Consider the following 14,762-nt stretch of genomic DNA (forward strand, 5'->3'; position numbering starts at 1 on the left):
CAATGGCCAAGTAATCACTTGGAAACATCGGCTGAATACACAGAACACATGAGTGAGCCCGACTGGGCACCGCTGACCGGGTTTCGGGTGGCGGTGACCTCCGCCCGACGTGCCGACGAGCTGAGCGCGCTGCTGCAACGCCGCGGCGCCACGGTGACCAGCGCGGCGGCGATCACCATGGTGCCGCTGCCCGACGACGACTCGTTGCGCGCCAACACCGAGGCGCTGATCGACCTGCCTCCCGACATCGTGATCGCCACCACCGGGATCGGCTTGCGCGGCTGGATCGCCGCCGCCGACGGCTGGGGGTCGGCGGGAGAACTGATCCTCGCCTTGAGCAAGGCGCGCGTCGTCTCGCGCGGCCCCAAGGCGACGGGTGCGCTGCGCGCCGCGGGCCTGCCCGAGGAGTGGTCGCCGGAGTCGGAGTCCTCGCGCGAGGTGCTGCACTATCTCGTCGAGGGCGGCATCGCCGGGAAGCGCATCGCCGTCCAGTTGCACGGCGCCACCGAGGACTGGGATCCGTTCCCCGAGTTCCTCGACGAGCTGCGCGCCGCGGGTGCGGAGGTCGTGCCGATCCGGGTGTACCGGTGGCACCCGGCCCCGCGCAACGGCGACTTCGACCAGTTGGTGGCCGGCATCGCCGACGAGAAATTCGACGCCGTCAGCTTCACCTCGGCGCCCGCGGTCGCTTCGGTGTTGATGCGGGCCGGCGAGATGGGCCTCGAGGACCGGGTACTCTCCGCCCTGCGCGGTGACGTGCACGCGATGTGCGTCGGGCCCGTGACCGCGCGGCCGCTGGCGCGCATCGGTGTTCCGACGTCGGCACCGGAGCGAATGCGGTTGGGCGCGTTGGCTCGTCACATCACCGACGAGCTGCCGCTGTTGTGTGCCCGCACCGTGCGGGTGGCCGGTCACCTGCTCGAGATCCGCGGTACCTGCGTGCTGGTCGACGGCGTGGTCAAGGCGGTGTCGCCCGCCGGGATGGCGACGATCCGCGCGCTGGCCCACCGCCCGGGCGCGGTGGTGTCGCGCGCCGACCTGCTTCGCGCGCTGCCCGGCAGCGGCACCGACACCCACGCCGTGGAGACCGCGGTGCTTCGGCTGCGTACGGCGCTGGGCGACAAGAACATTGTGTCGACGGTGGTCAAGCGGGGTTACCGGTTGGCCGTCGACGAGGACTCCCCCGCGAGCGGGTGGTACCCCCAGGCGCACGCGCGATGAACAATCTCCTGGTGGCGCACGGTACGCGCAAACAGAGTGGCGTCGCCCTGATCGGCGATCTCGCCGAACGGGTTTCGGCGGCCCTGGCCGCGCCGGTGCACGTGGCGTTCGTCGACGTACTCGGGCCGACGCCCAGCGAGCTACTGCGCGGCCTGTCGGGACCCACCGTCGTCGTGCCTGCGTTCCTGGCACGCGGGTATCACGTCAACAACGACATCCCCGCACACGTGGCGGCCAGCGAGCACCCGGATGCAACGATCACCGAAGCGCTCGGACCCAGCCCCCAACTGACGCGCGTCCTGGTCGACCGGTTGACCGAATGTGGTTGGCGCTTGGGCGACTCCGTGGTACTGGCGGCCGCCGGAACCTCCGATGCGGGTGCCCAGTCGGATCTGCGCCAGACCTCCGCGCTGCTGTCGGCGGTGATCGGCAAGCGGGTGGAACTGGCGTACGCCGCGACCGGCGAGCCGACGGTTGCCGACGCGGTCACCCGGCTCCGGCAAGGCGGTGCGCGGCGGGTGGTGGTGGCCTCATACCTGTTGGCGGAAGGCCTTTTTCAAGACCGGTTGCGCAACAGCGGTGCCGACGCGGTGGCCGACCCGCTGGGCACGCACCCGGCGATGGTCCGGTTGATCGCCAACCGCTTCCGCCGCGCCTGGGTGCCGCTGGCCGCGTAGGGCCGCAAAGACCGTCAGGAGCCGACCTCGACGTGGCCGTCGGCGGTGATCCGGGTGGCGTAAACGGGCAGCGACACGTCCGGGTCGTCCAGGCAGACACCGTCGTCGAGCGCGAAGGCCTGCTTCTTGATCGGCGACTGGACGGTCGCCCGCCCCCCGCGATCGCCGACGATGCCGCGTGACATCACCGCCGCCCCGGAGAACGGGTCGACGTTGCCGACGGCATGCAGCGTCCCGTCGTCGAGCCGGAACAACGCCGCCTGGGCGCCGTCGGCCAGCAGCACGCCGACGCCCCGGTTGGGGATCAGGAAGTCGTAACGGCAGGCGGTGGTCCAGGTGTCAGTCTCGTTGAGCAGCGTCATCGTGTGGGCACCTTCGGCATCGCGAGCGGGACCTTGCGCCCCGAACTCTCGGTGAATTCGACGGTGGGATCGGCGACCTCTGGCGCGTTGACGAACGACACGAACCGCGAGAGCTTCTCGGGATCCTCCAGCACGCCCTTCCACTCACACGCATAACCGGCGACGTGCCGCTCGATGGCCTCCTCGAATTCGGCGGCCAGGCCGAGCGAGTCGTTGCACACCACGTCGCGGAGGTGCTCCAAGCCCGTCTTGTCCGGGAAATCCATGGCCTCCAGCCACGGCGCCGTGCGCTGCAGCCGGTCGGCGGTGCGGATGTAGAACATCAGGAACCGGTCGATGTAGCGGATCAGCGTCTCGTCATCGAGGTCACTGGCCAGCAGCTGTGCGTGCCGCGGCGACATGCCGCCGTTGCCGCACACGTAGAGGTTCCAGCCCTGCTCGGTGGCGATGACGCCGACGTCCTTGCTCTGGGCCTCCGCGCATTCGCGTGCGCACCCCGAGACGGCCATCTTGATCTTGTGCGGCGCGCGCAGGCCCCGGTAGCGCTTCTCGATGGTGACCGCCATGTCGACGGAGTCCTGCTGGCCGTACCGGCACCAGGTGCTGCCGACGCAGCTCTTCACGGTGCGCAGCGCCTTGCCGTATGCGTGGCCCGACTCCATGCCGCCCTCGACCAGCCGCCGCCAGATCTCCGGCAGCTGGTCGACCCGCGCGCCGAACATGTCGATGCGCTGACCGCCGGTGATCTTGGTGTAGAGGTCGAAATCCCTGGCGATCTCGCCGATGAGGATCAGCTGTTCCGGGGTGATCTCGCCGCCGGGCGAGCGCGGCACGACCGAATAGCTGCCGTTCTTTTGGATGTTGGCCAGGAAGTGGTCGTTGGAATCCTGTAGCGAGGCCTGTTCGCCGTCGAGAATGTGCTCCGAGCTCGTCGACGCGAGAATCGACGCGACGACGGGTTTGCAAATGTCGCAACCCCTTCCGGTGCCGAACCGCTCGATGAGCGCGGAGAAGGTGCGGGTGGACTCGGAAGGCCCGGCGGAGACGATCGAGAACAGCTCGGCGCGCGACTGGCTGAAGTGCTCGCACAGCGCCTTGGACTGTTCGACGCCCTCCGCCTCGAGCAGTTGCTTGAGCAGCGGAACACAGGAGCCGCAGGAGGTGCCCGCCAGCGTGCACTTCTTCAGGCCGGGCACGTCGCAGCAGCCGCCCGCGATGGCCTCGGTGAGGTCGCCTTTGGTGACGTTGTTGCACGAGCAGATCTGCGCGGCGGCGGGCAACGCGCCGACGCCCAAGGCGCCACCGGCCCCGCTCTCCGATCCGGCCGGCGCAATGAGCCCGAGCGGGTCACCCGGCAGTGCTTCGCCGACCATCGGCCGCAGGATGCCGTAGGCCGCCGCGTCGCCCACCAGGATGCCGCCCAGCAGGGTCTTGGCGTCGTCGGAGAGCACCAGCTTGGCGTAGGTCTGCTTGACCGGATCGTTGACGACCACCGACAGGCAGTTCGGCGTGGTGCCCATCGCGTCACCGAAGCTGGCCACGTCGACGCCGAGCAGCTTCAACTTGGTCGACAGGTCGGCCTCGGGGAACTCCGCGGCGCCGCCCAGCAGTCGATCGGCCACCACCTCGGCGCTCGTGTAACCGGGGCCCACCAAGCCGTAGCAGCGGCCCTCGATCGCGGCCACCTCGCCGATCGCGTAGATGTCGGGATCCGTTGTCGTGCAGGACAGATCGGTGAGAACACCGCCGCGCTCGGCGATGTCCAGACCCGCCTCGCGGGCCAGCTCGTCACGGGGACGCACGCCGGCGGCGAAGACGACCAAGCCGGCGTCGACATACGACCCGTCGCTCAGCGTCACCCGCATCAGGTCGTTGTCGGCCGAGCGCCGGACCGGCCGGTTGCGTTGGGCAGGCGCGATGCTCTGGGTGCCGACGCCGGTGTGCACCGCGATACCGAGGTCGCCGATCATGCGGCCGAGCAGCGCCCCGCCCGCCTCGTCGAGCTGCTGCGCCATCAGGCGCGGGGCCATCTCGACGACATGCGCGGTCAGGCCGAACGCGCGCAGGGCATTGGCCGCCTCCAGGCCCAGCAGACCGCCGCCGATCACCACCCCGACCCCTTCGCCCGACTTCAGCGCCCGCATCGCGTCGGCCCGGATGGCGTCGAGATCGTCCAAGGTGCGGTAGACGTGGCACGACGGAAGGTCGTGTCCGGGCACCGGCGGGACGAATGCGTACGAACCCGTCGCCAGCACCAGGGCGTCGTAGTCCACGGACCGCCCGTCGGCGGTCCGCACCGACTTGGCGGCGCGGTCGATGCCGATGACCTTGCTGCCCAACCGTAGCTCGACGACGTCGTCGCCGGGATAGTCGTTGCCGGTCAGCGCGAGCAGGCTCCGGTCCCAGTGGTCGGTGTAGCCGGTGAGGCCGACCCGGTCGTAGGCGGCGTCGGCCTCCTCGGCGAGCACGGTCACCCGCCATGCGCCGTCGGCGTCGCGCGAGCGCAGCGCCTCGACGAATCGGTGACCCACCATGCCGTGGCCGACGACCACGACGTTCTTTGTTGACCGCATGCCGCCGAGGCTAAGCAGCCGATATTGCCGATATGTCGCCTCGTGTGAAGCGCCGATCACGGTGTGCTCACCGCGGGCCGACCGCGGTTGTGAGAGGGCGCGGGTTGCCGTGGAGAGAGGCCTTCACTGAGAGCGAACGCCCAGGCGGAACATGAGCGTGTGTCACTCAAGTTCAACTGAGTAGCCGACCGGCGCGGTGCCGGTCCCCGTCAACTGAGGAGACGAGACACATGAGCACTCTGGCATTGCGCACCCGCCCGGCCTGGGACGTCGACCGCTGGGTCCGCGACTTCTTCGGTCCGGCCACCGCCGACGACTGGTTCGCCGGCGCGTTCACCCCGGCCGCCGAGATCGTCAAGGACGGCGACGACGCGCTGGTCCGCGTCGAGCTGCCCGGGGTCGACGTCGAGAAGGACGTGACCGTCGAGGTCGAGCGCGGCCACCTGGTGATCCACGGCGAGCGCCGCGACGAGCGCGCCGAGGAGAGCGACAGGCGCACCCTGCGCGAGGTCCGCTACGGATCGTTCCGCCGCTCGTTCAAGCTGCCCGGCCATGTCACCAGCGAGGCGATCACGGCCTCGTATGACGCGGGTGTGCTGACGGTGCGCGTGGCCGGTGCCCACAAGGGCGCCGAAGCGCAGCGCATCGCGATCGAGAGCAAGTAACACTCGCGGCACCAAAGCCGGTGGAGCCCTTCGGTTTCACCGGCTTTGGCGTGTTCACACCCAGCGCGCCAGCAGCTCCTTGGCCCGCGTGGCCAACGCCGCCTGCAGGAACGGCCCGAAGCTGACGCGCGCGACGCCCAGCGGGCCGAACGACGCCGGATCGTCCTGGTCGGGCAGCCCGATGGCGTTCACCGGCAGCGGAAGCTCGGATGTCAGGCGGCGCAGCGTATCCGGATCGTGACGACCGACCGGGTACAGCACGTCGGCGCCCGCCGAAGCGGCCTCGGTCAGCCGCGCGATGGCACGGTCCACGCGGTCGGCGTCGTCACCGTCCTTGCGCAGGAACAGATCTGTGCGCGCGTTGACGACCACGTGCACGCCGGTCGCGTCGCCGGCCTCGCGCAGCGCACCCACCAACTCGGCGTGTTCGGTCGCCGAGCGCAGCCTGCCGCCCTCGCCGTGCACGGTGTCCTCGATGTTCAGCCCGACGGCGCCGGCCTCGAGCAGACCCTCGATCAGCCGCGACGGTGATTCGCCGTAACCGGATTCGATGTCGACCGAGACCGGGACGTCGACCGCCGCGGTGATCTGCTTGACCCGGGTGACGACGTCGTCGAACGACATGCCTTCGTTGTCCGGCTTGCCGACCGAGTCGGCCACCGGGTGGCTGCCTACGGTCAGCGCAGCAAAGCCCGCTCCGACGGCCAGGTTGGCCGACCACGCGTCCCAGACCGTCGGCAGGATCACCGGATTGCCCGGTTGGTGCAGTGCCAGCAGGTTGTCTGCTCGCTGCTTGAGAACGTCATCGGGCATCGCGCCTGGTCCTTTCCGTTTGACGTGACCTGTCTCACCCTGCACTGCATGATGTAGCCAGCACCGGGTGTCGTACTGTGATTCCTGACACCCTTCAGCCCAAGGAGGTCAAATGTCCAGCACGACAGAACTCACCGAGCTGCACGAGCTAATCGGAAGCCTGCGGCGGTGCGTGACGTCGTTGGCTTCGAGGTACGGCGACAGCCCCGCCACGCGTCGCATCGTCAATGACGCCGAACGCATCCTCAACGACATCGACCGTCTCGACATCGACGCCGAGGAGCTGGAGTTGGCCCGCGGCGTGGTGCACCAAAGCCACGCCGGTGAGCGCATCCCCATCCCGGACACCCAGTACGACACCGACTTCTGGCGCGGTGTCGACGACGAGGGGCTCGGCGGCGTCCGCTGATCGCGGACCGTCGCCGACACCGAGAGAATCCCGACATCGAAAGGCAACAGTGAGCGCACCCACCGCCGACCGCAAGGCGACCGGCGTCTTCTCGCCGAACCGCGCCCAGATCCCACAGCGCACGCTGCGCACCGACCGCTGGTGGCAGTCACCGGTCATCATCGATCTGGGCTTCGCCGCCTTCGTCATCTACGCCACGGTGCGCGCGTTCCTGCAGAACAATTATTACGTCGCCGAATACCACTACCTGACGCCGTTCTACTCCCCGTGCGTCGTCAAGTGGAACGAGGCCACGCAATCGGGATGCATTCCGGAGGCGAGCCACTTCGGCCAGTTCCTCCCGGACGTCTGGTGGCTGCCCTACGCCGCCGTCACCCTGCCTTTCCTGCTGCTGTTCCGGCTGACCTGCTACTACTACCGCGGCGCCTACTACCGCACGGTGTGGCAGGCGCCCACCGCGTGCGCGGTCGCCGAACCGCACGCCACCTACACGGGTGAGACGCGTTTCCCGCTCGTCATCCAGAACACCCACCGGTACTTCTTCTACATCGCCGCCATCATCTCGGTGATCAACACCTACGACGCGATCATCGCGTTCCAGTCGCCGTCCGGCTTCGGATTCGGTTTGGGCAACATCATTCTCGTCGTCAACGTGATCCTGCTGTGGGTCTACACGCTGTCGTGCCACTCCTGCCGCCACGTCGTCGGCGGAAGGCTCAAGCACTTCTCGAAACACCCGGTGCGCTACTGGATGTGGACGCAGATCAGCAGGCTCAACACCCGGCACAAGATGTACGCGTGGATCACGCTCGGGACGCTGATGCTCACCGACTTCTACATCATGCTGGTGGCCAGCGGTACCATCTCTGACCTGAGATTCATTGGCTGACAAGCCCATTCCATTACTGCTAGTGAGGATTTTTCATGGCTGTTGAGGTCGAACGGCACTCGTACGACGTGGTCGTGATCGGGGCCGGCGGCGCAGGTCTGCGTGCGGTGATCGAGGCGCGCGAACGCGGTATGAAGGTCGCCGTCATCAGTAAGTCGTTGTTCGGCAAGGCCCACACCGTGATGGCCGAGGGTGGCTGCGCGGCGGCGATGGGCAACGCCAACCCGAAGGACAACTGGCAGGTCCACTTCAAGGACACCATGCGCGGCGGGAAGTTCCTGAACAACTGGCGGATGGCCGAACTGCACGCCAAGGAGGCGCCGGACCGCGTCTGGGAACTCGAGAGCTACGGCGCCTTGTTCGACCGCACCAAGGACGGACGCATCAGCCAGCGCAACTTCGGCGGCCACACCTACCCGCGGCTGGCGCACGTCGGCGACCGCACCGGCCTGGAGATCATCCGCACCCTGCAGCAGAAGATCGTCTCGCTGCAGCAGGAGGACAAGGAAGAACTCGGCGACTACGAGGCGCGGATCCGGGTCTTCCACGAGTGCACGATCACCGAGTTGCTCAAGGATGGCGACCGAATCTGCGGGGCCTTCGGATACTTCCGCGAGACCGGCAACTTCATCGTGTTCGAGACGCCGGCCGTGGTGCTTGCCACGGGCGGAATCGGCAAGTCCTACAAGGTGACCTCGAACTCCTGGGAGTACACCGGCGACGGGCACGCGCTGGCGCTGCGCGCGGGCGCCACGCTGATCAACATGGAGTTCGTCCAGTTCCATCCGACGGGCATGGTCTGGCCGCCCAGCGTGAAGGGCATCCTGGTCACCGAGGGCGTCCGCGGTGACGGTGGGGTGCTGAAGAACTCGGACGGCAAGCGCTTCATGTTCGACTACATCCCGACGGTGTTCAAGGGGCAGTACGCCGAGTCGATCGACGAAGCCGACCAGTGGCTCAAGGACAACGACTCCGCGCGCCGCACCCCCGACCTGCTGCCCCGCGACGAGGTGGCCCGCGCCATCAACTCCGAGGTCAAGGCCGACCGCGGCACCCCGCACGGCGGCGTCTACCTCGACATCGCCTCGCGGCTGCCCGCCGAGGAGATCAAGCGCCGGCTGCCGTCGATGTACCACCAGTTCATGGAGCTGGCCGAGGTCGACATCACCAAGGAGCCGATGGAGGTCGGCCCGACGTGCCACTACGTGATGGGTGGCATCGAGGTCGACCCCGACACGGCAGCCGCCAAGACGCCCGGCCTGTTCGCCGCCGGGGAGTGCGCGGGCGGCATGCACGGCTCCAACCGGCTCGGCGGTAACTCGCTGTCGGATCTGCTGGTGTTCGGTCGCCGGGCCGGGATGGGCGCGGCCGACTACGTCAGGGCGCTGTCGAATCCGCCGTCGGTGTCCGAGGAGGCCCTGTCGGAGGCCGCCAAGCTGGCGTTGGCGCCGCTCGAGCGCGCCACCAACGGTGACAAGCCGGAGAACCCGTACACGCTGCAGCTGGACCTGCAGGACACGATGAACACCCTGGTCGGCATCATCCGCAAGGCCGATGAGGTGCAAGGGGCGCTGGACAAGCTGACCGAACTGCGCGAACGCTACAAGCACGTGCAGGTCGAGGGCGGCCGCGAATACAACCCGGGTTGGAACCTGGCAATCGACCTGCGCAACATGATTCTGGTCAGCGAGTGCATCGCCAAGGCCGCGCTGGAGCGCACCGAGAGCCGCGGCGGCCACACCCGCGACGACTACCCGAAGATGGAGTCGTCGTGGCGCAAGGCCCTGCTGGTGTGCCGCACCGGCCAGGAAGACGGGGCGGACCCGTCCGTTCCACAAATCACCATCACCAAGCAGGACCAGGTGCCGATGCGCGACGACCTCTTGGAGCTGATCGACATCGAAGAGTTGGAGAAGTACTTCACCCACGAAGAACTCGCCAACCACTCGTCAAGGAGAGGCGCATGAGCTATCAGGCGAAGATGCGGGTGTGGCGCGGCGACCGGGACGGGGGCGCGCTGAAGGACTTCTCCGTCGAGGTCAACGAGGGCGAGGTGGTGCTCGACATCATCCACCGACTGCAGCAGACCCAGGCCGGTGACCTCGCGGTGCGGTGGAACTGCAAGGCGGGCAAGTGCGGGTCCTGCTCGGCCGAGATCAACGGTCGCCCGCGGCTGCTGTGCATGACGCGGATGTCGACGTTCGACGAGGACGAGACCGTCACCGTGACACCGCTGCGCACCTTCCCGGTGATCCGCGATCTCGTCACCGACGTGTCCTTCAACTACGAAAAGGCCAGGGAGATACCGGCGTTCACACCGCCGAAGGATCTGCAGCCGGGCGAGTACCGGATGGCGCAGGAAGACGTGAACCGGTCGCAGGAGTTCCGCAAGTGCATCGAGTGCTTCCTGTGCCAGAACGTCTGTCACGTGGTGCGTGATCACGAGGAGAACAAGGCGGCGTTCGCCGGCCCCCGCTACCTGATGCGGCAGGCCGAACTCGACATGCATCCGCTCGACGTGCACGCGCGGCGGGCCGAGGATGCCCAGGAGGTCCACGGCCTCGGCTACTGCAACATCACCAAGTGCTGCACCGAGGTCTGCCCCGAACACATCAAGATCACCGACAACGCGCTGATCCCGATGAAGGAGCGCGCCGCCGACCGCAAGTACGACCCGGTGGTGTGGCTCGGCGACAAGTTGTTCCGGAGGCGTTGACGACGAGGGGTGCGTGGGTAGTCTGCAGGTAGCGGCCAATCACCGCGGACGTGAGGAGCATAAACACTCACCGACGAAAGGCAGCACTGTGACTGTTGAGAAGCCCCAGAGCATCAACGACATTCGCACCGCGATCCGAGAGCTCTCCACCCGCGCCGAGCTTGCCCGCAAGGAGGGCCGTGACGCCGACGCCGCCGAGTTGGAACAGCGCATCAGCGGCTACCGCGACGAGCTCAGCGCCCGCCCCTGACCTCTTGCGTCACCCGCCGCCGAGGCGGCGAAAGGTGCTGCGGTGGAAGACGATCGGTGCCACGTCGGAGTGCACCGTGATGTCGTTGACCCGCAGGATGACGATGGTGTGATCGCCCGCGGGGACCAACTGCTCGATCGCGCTCTCCAGCCAGACGCTGGTGCCCTCGACGAACACCGCCCCGGACTCGCGCGACACAGTCTGCAGGCCGGCGAACCGGTCGCCGGTCTTGGCGGCCAGCGCGCGGGCGGCTTCGTCGTGTGACTCGCCGAGCACGCTGATGCCGAGCGACGGCAGATCTTTGAGCTTCGGCCAGGTCTCCGAGGTGTTCTGAACGCAGAACGACACCAGCGGCGGGTCCAGCGACACGGGCACGAAGGTGCTCGCCGCCAGCCCGACCCGGGTGCCCTCGACCTGCGCCGCGATCGCGATGACGCCGGAGGGGAAGTGCCCGAAGGCTTCGCGCAGAGTCGACGGGGTCAGATCTGGACTGCTCATCGGCTCCATCTTCACACGCGACTCCTTGCCGCCCCACGGTGCGGCTTCCGCGGGCGGTAACCTGACGCCCGTCATGTGGATCGTCCTCCTGGTGATGGCCGTCGCCGTGAGCTTCGAGCCGTTCCGGTTGGGGATGACCGTCCTGATGCTGAACCGTCCACGGCCGGTGCTGCAGCTGCTCGCGTTTCTGGGCGGCGGCTTCACGATGGGTGTGACCGTCGGTCTGGTGGTGCTGTTCGCGGTGCGCTCGGCGGTGAGTCCCGCACAGTTCACACTGCCCAGGGTGCAGATCGCGATCGGGGTGCTCGCGCTGCTGACGGCCGCCGTCATCGCCGTCCCGGCCACACGTCCTCGCCGCCGGCTCGACCGCATCCCGGGGTGGGCCCGCCGGCTCGCCCACGGGCGCTCACTGTGGGTGGCGGGCATGGCGGGGCTCGGCATCGCCCTGCCCTCGATCGATTACCTTGCCGCGCTGGCCGTCATCGCCGCCTCCGGCCTCGACACCGCCACGCAGATCGGCGCATTGGTGACGTTCAACGCCGTGGCCTTCGCGCTCGTCGAGGTTCCGCTGCTGGCCTACCTGGTGGCGCCGGCGCGGACGCAGGCGTCGATGACCTCGCTGCACGGCTGGCTGCGGTCGCGGCGCAGGCGCGACGTCGCTGCGCTGTTGGCGGCCTTCGGCTGCGTGCTGCTCGTCGTGGGCGTGCTGGCTTCGCGAAGCTAGGGCTTGGGCTGATTGTTCAGCACGTACTGCAGCCCGGCGAGCAACTGCGACACCGGATCGGCGCCACCGCCGAAGGCGGCCTGGGTGGCCGGTGCGGTGACGGCCGCGGGATCGTAACCGTTCACCGGATCCACGGTGATCGGAGCGGTCAACGGGTTGTCGTTGCGGGAGTAGCCCGCGTCCACGTAGGGCTTGAGCACCCCGTCGAGCTCGATCAGCGTCTCCTTGGGCACCCCGAGATACTTGAAGGGCAACACCAGCGGGAGGTGCTCCTCGGGAATCATGAAGGTGGTCGTCTTCGCGCCCCTGGAGTTGACGGTCGTCCGGATGTTCTGCGGCGGCACCATACTCGGCTTGGTGAATGCGACAGCGGTGTGACCGGTCGCGAGGCCCACGATCGCGTTGGCGACGGATATCCAGTTGTCCGGCCGGTCCGGCCAGTCGGCGATGCTGTCGTAGGCGGAGACGAACTGATAGGTGTCGTACTGGCTCTCCACCGGCGGCGGGATCCGGTAGTCGAGCGCGGGCACGACGCTGCCGACGGGAAACATCTGGGTCAGGAAGCTTTCGCCGAAGGCGTGCCGTGCCACCGGGTCGCCGTACATCGCGAAGCTCAACTGGTCACGGGGCGGGGCGGCGGGGTCGTATGCCAGCCTGGCCTGGACGTCGTTGAGCACCATCGCACCCTCGGACAGGCCGATCGCTGTGCCGGAACCGCCCTCGCGGATCGCGCCGATGAGATTCGGCCCTCCGACGTCCACCGATTCGCCGACGCTGGGGCCGTCGATGCCCAAGCCGGGAAAGGAGTCGTCCAGCCGACCGATGCCCGGGAACAACCGTTCCAGGGTGTGTCCCTGCACCTGCCCGGCGGGGTAGTCGACGATCTGCCGGTTCAGTCCCGGGAACCAGTCCGCGCCCGTGCGCATGATGTATTCGTCGTACGGAATGCCCAGGACGTGAGCGCCGCCCAGGGCGTACGCCCTACCCGGTGTGCCCAGGGCCGGCGGACCGTCGGTTGAGGTGGCGGGGGTCGGCGGGACCGGTGTCACCGCCGCGTCATCGGCGGTCGCGATCCCGAAGCCGAGACCGCCCGCGGCGCCGATGGTTGTCAGCGCAGTGCCGACTGCGAGAAGTCGTTTCATGCCCTCCGCAGACCTCCCCGCCCTACCCGGCCGCACTGCACCGAACCTTACTCCGCCGACCCGGCCGCACAGGCGTCCAACCGCGTGAATCGGCCCTGCCGGTACTCCTCGGCGCAGGCGGCGCGCCGGATCTTGCCGCTCGTCGTCGTCGGAATCGACCCGGGCGGTACCAGCACGAGATCGGAGACGCTCAGGCCGTGCGCATTGGATATCGCTGCGGTGACATCGCTTTTCACCGCGCTGAGCCGGCGGATCGCGTCGTCGTCGAGGTCACTCGGGTTCCTCACCTCGATGACGGTGACCAGGCTCTCGGCACTGTGCACCGGAACCGTTATCGCGGCGACGCGACCGCGGGTGATCTCTTGCACCGTGGCCTCGATGTCCTCGGGGTAGTGATTGCGGCCCCGGACGATCAGCAGATCTTTGATGCGGCCGACGATGAACAGCTCGCCTTGGTGGACGAAGCCGAGGTCGCCGGTACGCAGCCACGGCCCGTCCGGACTGCCGGGCATTGCTTCGACAAGTGTTGCGCCGAAGCAAGTCTGCTCCTCTGGCGGCTTGCGCCAATAGCCCTCGGCGACATTCTCGCCGTGCACCCAGATCTCGCCGATCAGGTCCGGCGGGCACTCGCGATGCGTCTCTCCGTCGACAATTCGCAGCGAGGGGGATTGCGGCACTGTGTATTTGACAAGCGCCGTACCTTTCCCAGCTGCGCAGGGCCGAACGCGGCCCGCACCCAGTTCGTCGGTATCGAAGTAGGCCGCCGGCGACGATTCACTCCAGGTGCCCGCCGTCACGAAGACCGTTGCCTCCGCCAGGCCGTAGGCCGGGCGCAGCATGTGGTCCCGGAAGTTGAAGTGCGCAAAGCGATCTGCGAAGCGTTCCAGGGTGGCCGGCTCGACACGTTCGGCGCCGTTGATGATGCCCACCACCCCACCGAGGTCGAGCCCGGCCAAGTCCTCGTCGGTGGTCTTGCGGGCGGCCAGCTCGAAGGCGAAGTTCGGCGCCGCCGAGAAGGCACCAGGATTCTCGGCCAGCGCACGCATCCACCGGGACGGCCTCTCCAGGAACGCCACCGGGCTCGTCAACACGGCGGGATGGCCGCTCAAGATGGGCATGCAGACGCCCAGCACCAGACCCATGTCATGGTAGAAGGGCAACCACGACACAAACGTGACATCGGTTGAGGATCGGACACCCGCGAAGAACGTCCGCATCACCTGCTCGAAATTCACCGTCAGGTTGCGGTGCGAGAGCATGACCCCGGTCGGCACGCGCGTTGAGCCGGAGCTGTACTGCAGGTACGCGATGCTCGGCCACTCGGAAGGGGCGAGCTCCGGTCCGTCCTCGGCGTCCAGGTTCAACGAATCGATCTCGACGATCGTCGGCGTCGTGCCCGAACGACACCGAGCGACGAAATCGCCGACGTCGGCCGCGGCAGCCGACGTCGTGAGGACGACCGAGGGCTCCGTATCGTCGAGGACCGCGCTCACCCGGTCGTGTCCCGCGCCGGGAAGCGGCATCGGAAGCGGCACCGCAACGAGACCGGCCTGCATGGATCCCAGGAACGCCAGGACGTACTCGAGGCTCTGCGGAGCGAGGATCACCGCCCGGTCACCGGCCGAACCGTGGCGCCGGATCTCGCGGGCCACGTTCATCGTTCGGCGTGCCAGCTGCGACCACGTGAGACTCTCGGAGATGCCCGCCGAGTCGTGGGCGTAATCGGTGAAGGTGAACGCGACGTCGTCGGGGCGCAGGCTCGCGCGGCCGTGCAGCATCGACAGGATCGACGACTCAGGCGGTGTTGTCACGGCATGTCCATA

At 68.0% G+C, this 14,762-nt stretch carries 15 protein-coding genes; 9 read left to right on the forward strand and 6 right to left on the reverse strand.

Features of this window, described 5'->3' with window-relative positions; genetic code table 11:
* Window positions 1-48 precede the first annotated feature (48 nt).
* Both ABGB19_RS11825 and ABGB19_RS11830 read left to right on the forward strand, forming a co-directional pair.
* Window positions 49-1,221 (forward strand): uroporphyrinogen-III synthase, encoded by a 1,173-nt coding sequence (locus ABGB19_RS11825; protein ID WP_347686126.1) that lies wholly within the window; start codon window positions 49-51, stop codon window positions 1,219-1,221.
* Window positions 1,218-1,898: a sirohydrochlorin chelatase gene (locus ABGB19_RS11830; protein ID WP_347686127.1), complete on the forward strand. Its 681-nt coding sequence runs from the start codon at window positions 1,218-1,220 to the stop codon at window positions 1,896-1,898. Before ABGB19_RS11825 ends, ABGB19_RS11830 begins: the two co-directional genes overlap by 4 nt.
* Before the next feature lie 14 nt (window positions 1,899-1,912).
* Here ABGB19_RS11830 and nirD read toward each other — a convergent pair whose 3' ends face one another.
* Both nirD and nirB read right to left on the reverse strand, forming a co-directional pair.
* Window positions 1,913-2,260 carry a nitrite reductase small subunit NirD gene (gene nirD, locus ABGB19_RS11835; protein WP_347686128.1) on the reverse strand — a complete coding sequence of 116 codons (348 nt, stop codon included), beginning with the start codon at window positions 2,258-2,260 and terminating at the stop codon, window positions 1,913-1,915.
* A complete protein-coding gene (nirB, locus tag ABGB19_RS11840) occupies window positions 2,257-4,833 on the reverse strand; it encodes a nitrite reductase large subunit NirB (RefSeq protein WP_347686129.1) in 2,577 nt (858 codons plus the stop codon). Before nirB ends, nirD begins: the two co-directional genes overlap by 4 nt.
* 230 nt (window positions 4,834-5,063) lie before the next feature.
* Between nirB and ABGB19_RS11845 the strand changes: the two genes are divergently transcribed.
* Window positions 5,064-5,498: an Hsp20/alpha crystallin family protein gene (locus ABGB19_RS11845; RefSeq protein ID WP_347686130.1), complete on the forward strand. Its 435-nt coding sequence runs from the start codon at window positions 5,064-5,066 to the stop codon at window positions 5,496-5,498.
* A 54-nt stretch (window positions 5,499-5,552) separates the two neighbouring features.
* Here the strand turns inward: ABGB19_RS11845 and ABGB19_RS11850 are convergent, their stop codons facing one another.
* Entirely contained in the window at window positions 5,553-6,311 is a 759-nt protein-coding gene (locus ABGB19_RS11850; protein ID WP_347686131.1) for an isocitrate lyase/phosphoenolpyruvate mutase family protein, read from the reverse strand.
* A 112-nt stretch (window positions 6,312-6,423) separates the two neighbouring features.
* On the opposite strand from ABGB19_RS11850, the gene ABGB19_RS11855 reads away from it, so the two are divergent.
* From ABGB19_RS11855 to ABGB19_RS11875, 5 genes are all read left to right on the forward strand, one after another.
* A complete protein-coding gene (locus ABGB19_RS11855; RefSeq protein WP_347686132.1) occupies window positions 6,424-6,720 on the forward strand; it encodes a hypothetical protein in 297 nt (98 codons plus the stop codon).
* Window positions 6,721-6,769: 49 nt separating this feature from the next.
* Window positions 6,770-7,609: a hypothetical protein gene (locus ABGB19_RS11860; protein ID WP_347686133.1), complete on the forward strand. Its 840-nt coding sequence runs from the start codon at window positions 6,770-6,772 to the stop codon at window positions 7,607-7,609.
* Between the two features lie 35 nt (window positions 7,610-7,644).
* A complete protein-coding gene (locus ABGB19_RS11865; RefSeq protein ID WP_347686134.1) occupies window positions 7,645-9,576 on the forward strand; it encodes a fumarate reductase/succinate dehydrogenase flavoprotein subunit in 1,932 nt (643 codons plus the stop codon).
* The gene (locus tag ABGB19_RS11870) at window positions 9,573-10,325 is read left to right on the forward strand and encodes a succinate dehydrogenase/fumarate reductase iron-sulfur subunit (protein WP_347686135.1); all 753 of its coding nucleotides are present in this window, start codon (window positions 9,573-9,575) and stop codon (window positions 10,323-10,325) included. The genes ABGB19_RS11865 and ABGB19_RS11870 overlap by 4 nt, the downstream gene beginning before the upstream one ends.
* Window positions 10,326-10,413: 88 nt before the next feature.
* Window positions 10,414-10,575, forward strand: a complete 162-nt coding sequence (locus ABGB19_RS11875; protein ID WP_347686136.1) for a hypothetical protein — start codon at window positions 10,414-10,416, stop codon at window positions 10,573-10,575.
* 9 nt (window positions 10,576-10,584) lie between these two features.
* Here ABGB19_RS11875 and ABGB19_RS11880 read toward each other — a convergent pair whose 3' ends face one another.
* A complete protein-coding gene (locus ABGB19_RS11880; protein WP_347686137.1) occupies window positions 10,585-11,073 on the reverse strand; it encodes a flavin reductase family protein in 489 nt (162 codons plus the stop codon).
* A gap of 73 nt (window positions 11,074-11,146) precedes the next feature.
* Here ABGB19_RS11880 and ABGB19_RS11885 point away from each other — a divergent pair, with 73 nt between their 5' ends.
* Window positions 11,147-11,797 carry a GAP family protein gene (locus tag ABGB19_RS11885; RefSeq protein WP_347686138.1) on the forward strand — a complete coding sequence of 217 codons (651 nt, stop codon included), beginning with the start codon at window positions 11,147-11,149 and terminating at the stop codon, window positions 11,795-11,797.
* Here the strand turns inward: ABGB19_RS11885 and pe are convergent.
* Both pe and ABGB19_RS11895 read right to left on the reverse strand, forming a co-directional pair.
* Window positions 11,794-12,939 (reverse strand): acyltransferase PE, encoded by a 1,146-nt coding sequence (gene pe / locus ABGB19_RS11890; protein ID WP_347686139.1) that lies wholly within the window; start codon window positions 12,937-12,939, stop codon window positions 11,794-11,796. The two genes, ABGB19_RS11885 and pe, sit on opposite strands and share 4 nt — an antisense overlap.
* A 47-nt stretch (window positions 12,940-12,986) precedes the next feature.
* Window positions 12,987-14,750, reverse strand: coding sequence for an AMP-binding protein (locus ABGB19_RS11895; protein WP_347686140.1), 1,764 nt, complete (start codon window positions 14,748-14,750; stop codon window positions 12,987-12,989).
* Window positions 14,751-14,762 lie beyond the last annotated feature (12 nt).

The organism is Mycobacterium sp. B14F4 (assembly GCF_039871645.1).
GTDB lineage: Bacteria > Actinomycetota > Actinomycetes > Mycobacteriales > Mycobacteriaceae > Mycobacterium.

Excerpts from the sequence above, each read along its gene's own strand:
- ABGB19_RS11825 (WP_347686126.1), top strand. The coding sequence starts at position 49 with ATGAGTGAGCCCGACTGGGCACCGCTGACCGGGTTTCGGGTGGCGGTG.
- ABGB19_RS11830 (WP_347686127.1), top strand. The coding sequence starts at position 1,218 with ATGAACAATCTCCTGGTGGCGCACGGTACGCGCAAACAGAGTGGCGTC.
- nirD (WP_347686128.1), bottom strand. The coding sequence starts at position 2,260 with ATGACGCTGCTCAACGAGACTGACACCTGGACCACCGCCTGCCGTTAC.
- nirB (WP_347686129.1), bottom strand. The coding sequence starts at position 4,833 with ATGCGGTCAACAAAGAACGTCGTGGTCGTCGGCCACGGCATGGTGGGT.
- ABGB19_RS11845 (WP_347686130.1), top strand. The coding sequence starts at position 5,064 with ATGAGCACTCTGGCATTGCGCACCCGCCCGGCCTGGGACGTCGACCGC.
- ABGB19_RS11850 (WP_347686131.1), bottom strand. The coding sequence starts at position 6,311 with ATGCCCGATGACGTTCTCAAGCAGCGAGCAGACAACCTGCTGGCACTG.
- ABGB19_RS11855 (WP_347686132.1), top strand. The coding sequence starts at position 6,424 with ATGTCCAGCACGACAGAACTCACCGAGCTGCACGAGCTAATCGGAAGC.
- ABGB19_RS11865 (WP_347686134.1), top strand. The coding sequence starts at position 7,645 with ATGGCTGTTGAGGTCGAACGGCACTCGTACGACGTGGTCGTGATCGGG.
- ABGB19_RS11870 (WP_347686135.1), top strand. The coding sequence starts at position 9,573 with ATGAGCTATCAGGCGAAGATGCGGGTGTGGCGCGGCGACCGGGACGGG.
- ABGB19_RS11880 (WP_347686137.1), bottom strand. The coding sequence starts at position 11,073 with ATGAGCAGTCCAGATCTGACCCCGTCGACTCTGCGCGAAGCCTTCGGG.
- ABGB19_RS11885 (WP_347686138.1), top strand. The coding sequence starts at position 11,147 with ATGTGGATCGTCCTCCTGGTGATGGCCGTCGCCGTGAGCTTCGAGCCG.
- pe (WP_347686139.1), bottom strand. The coding sequence starts at position 12,939 with ATGAAACGACTTCTCGCAGTCGGCACTGCGCTGACAACCATCGGCGCC.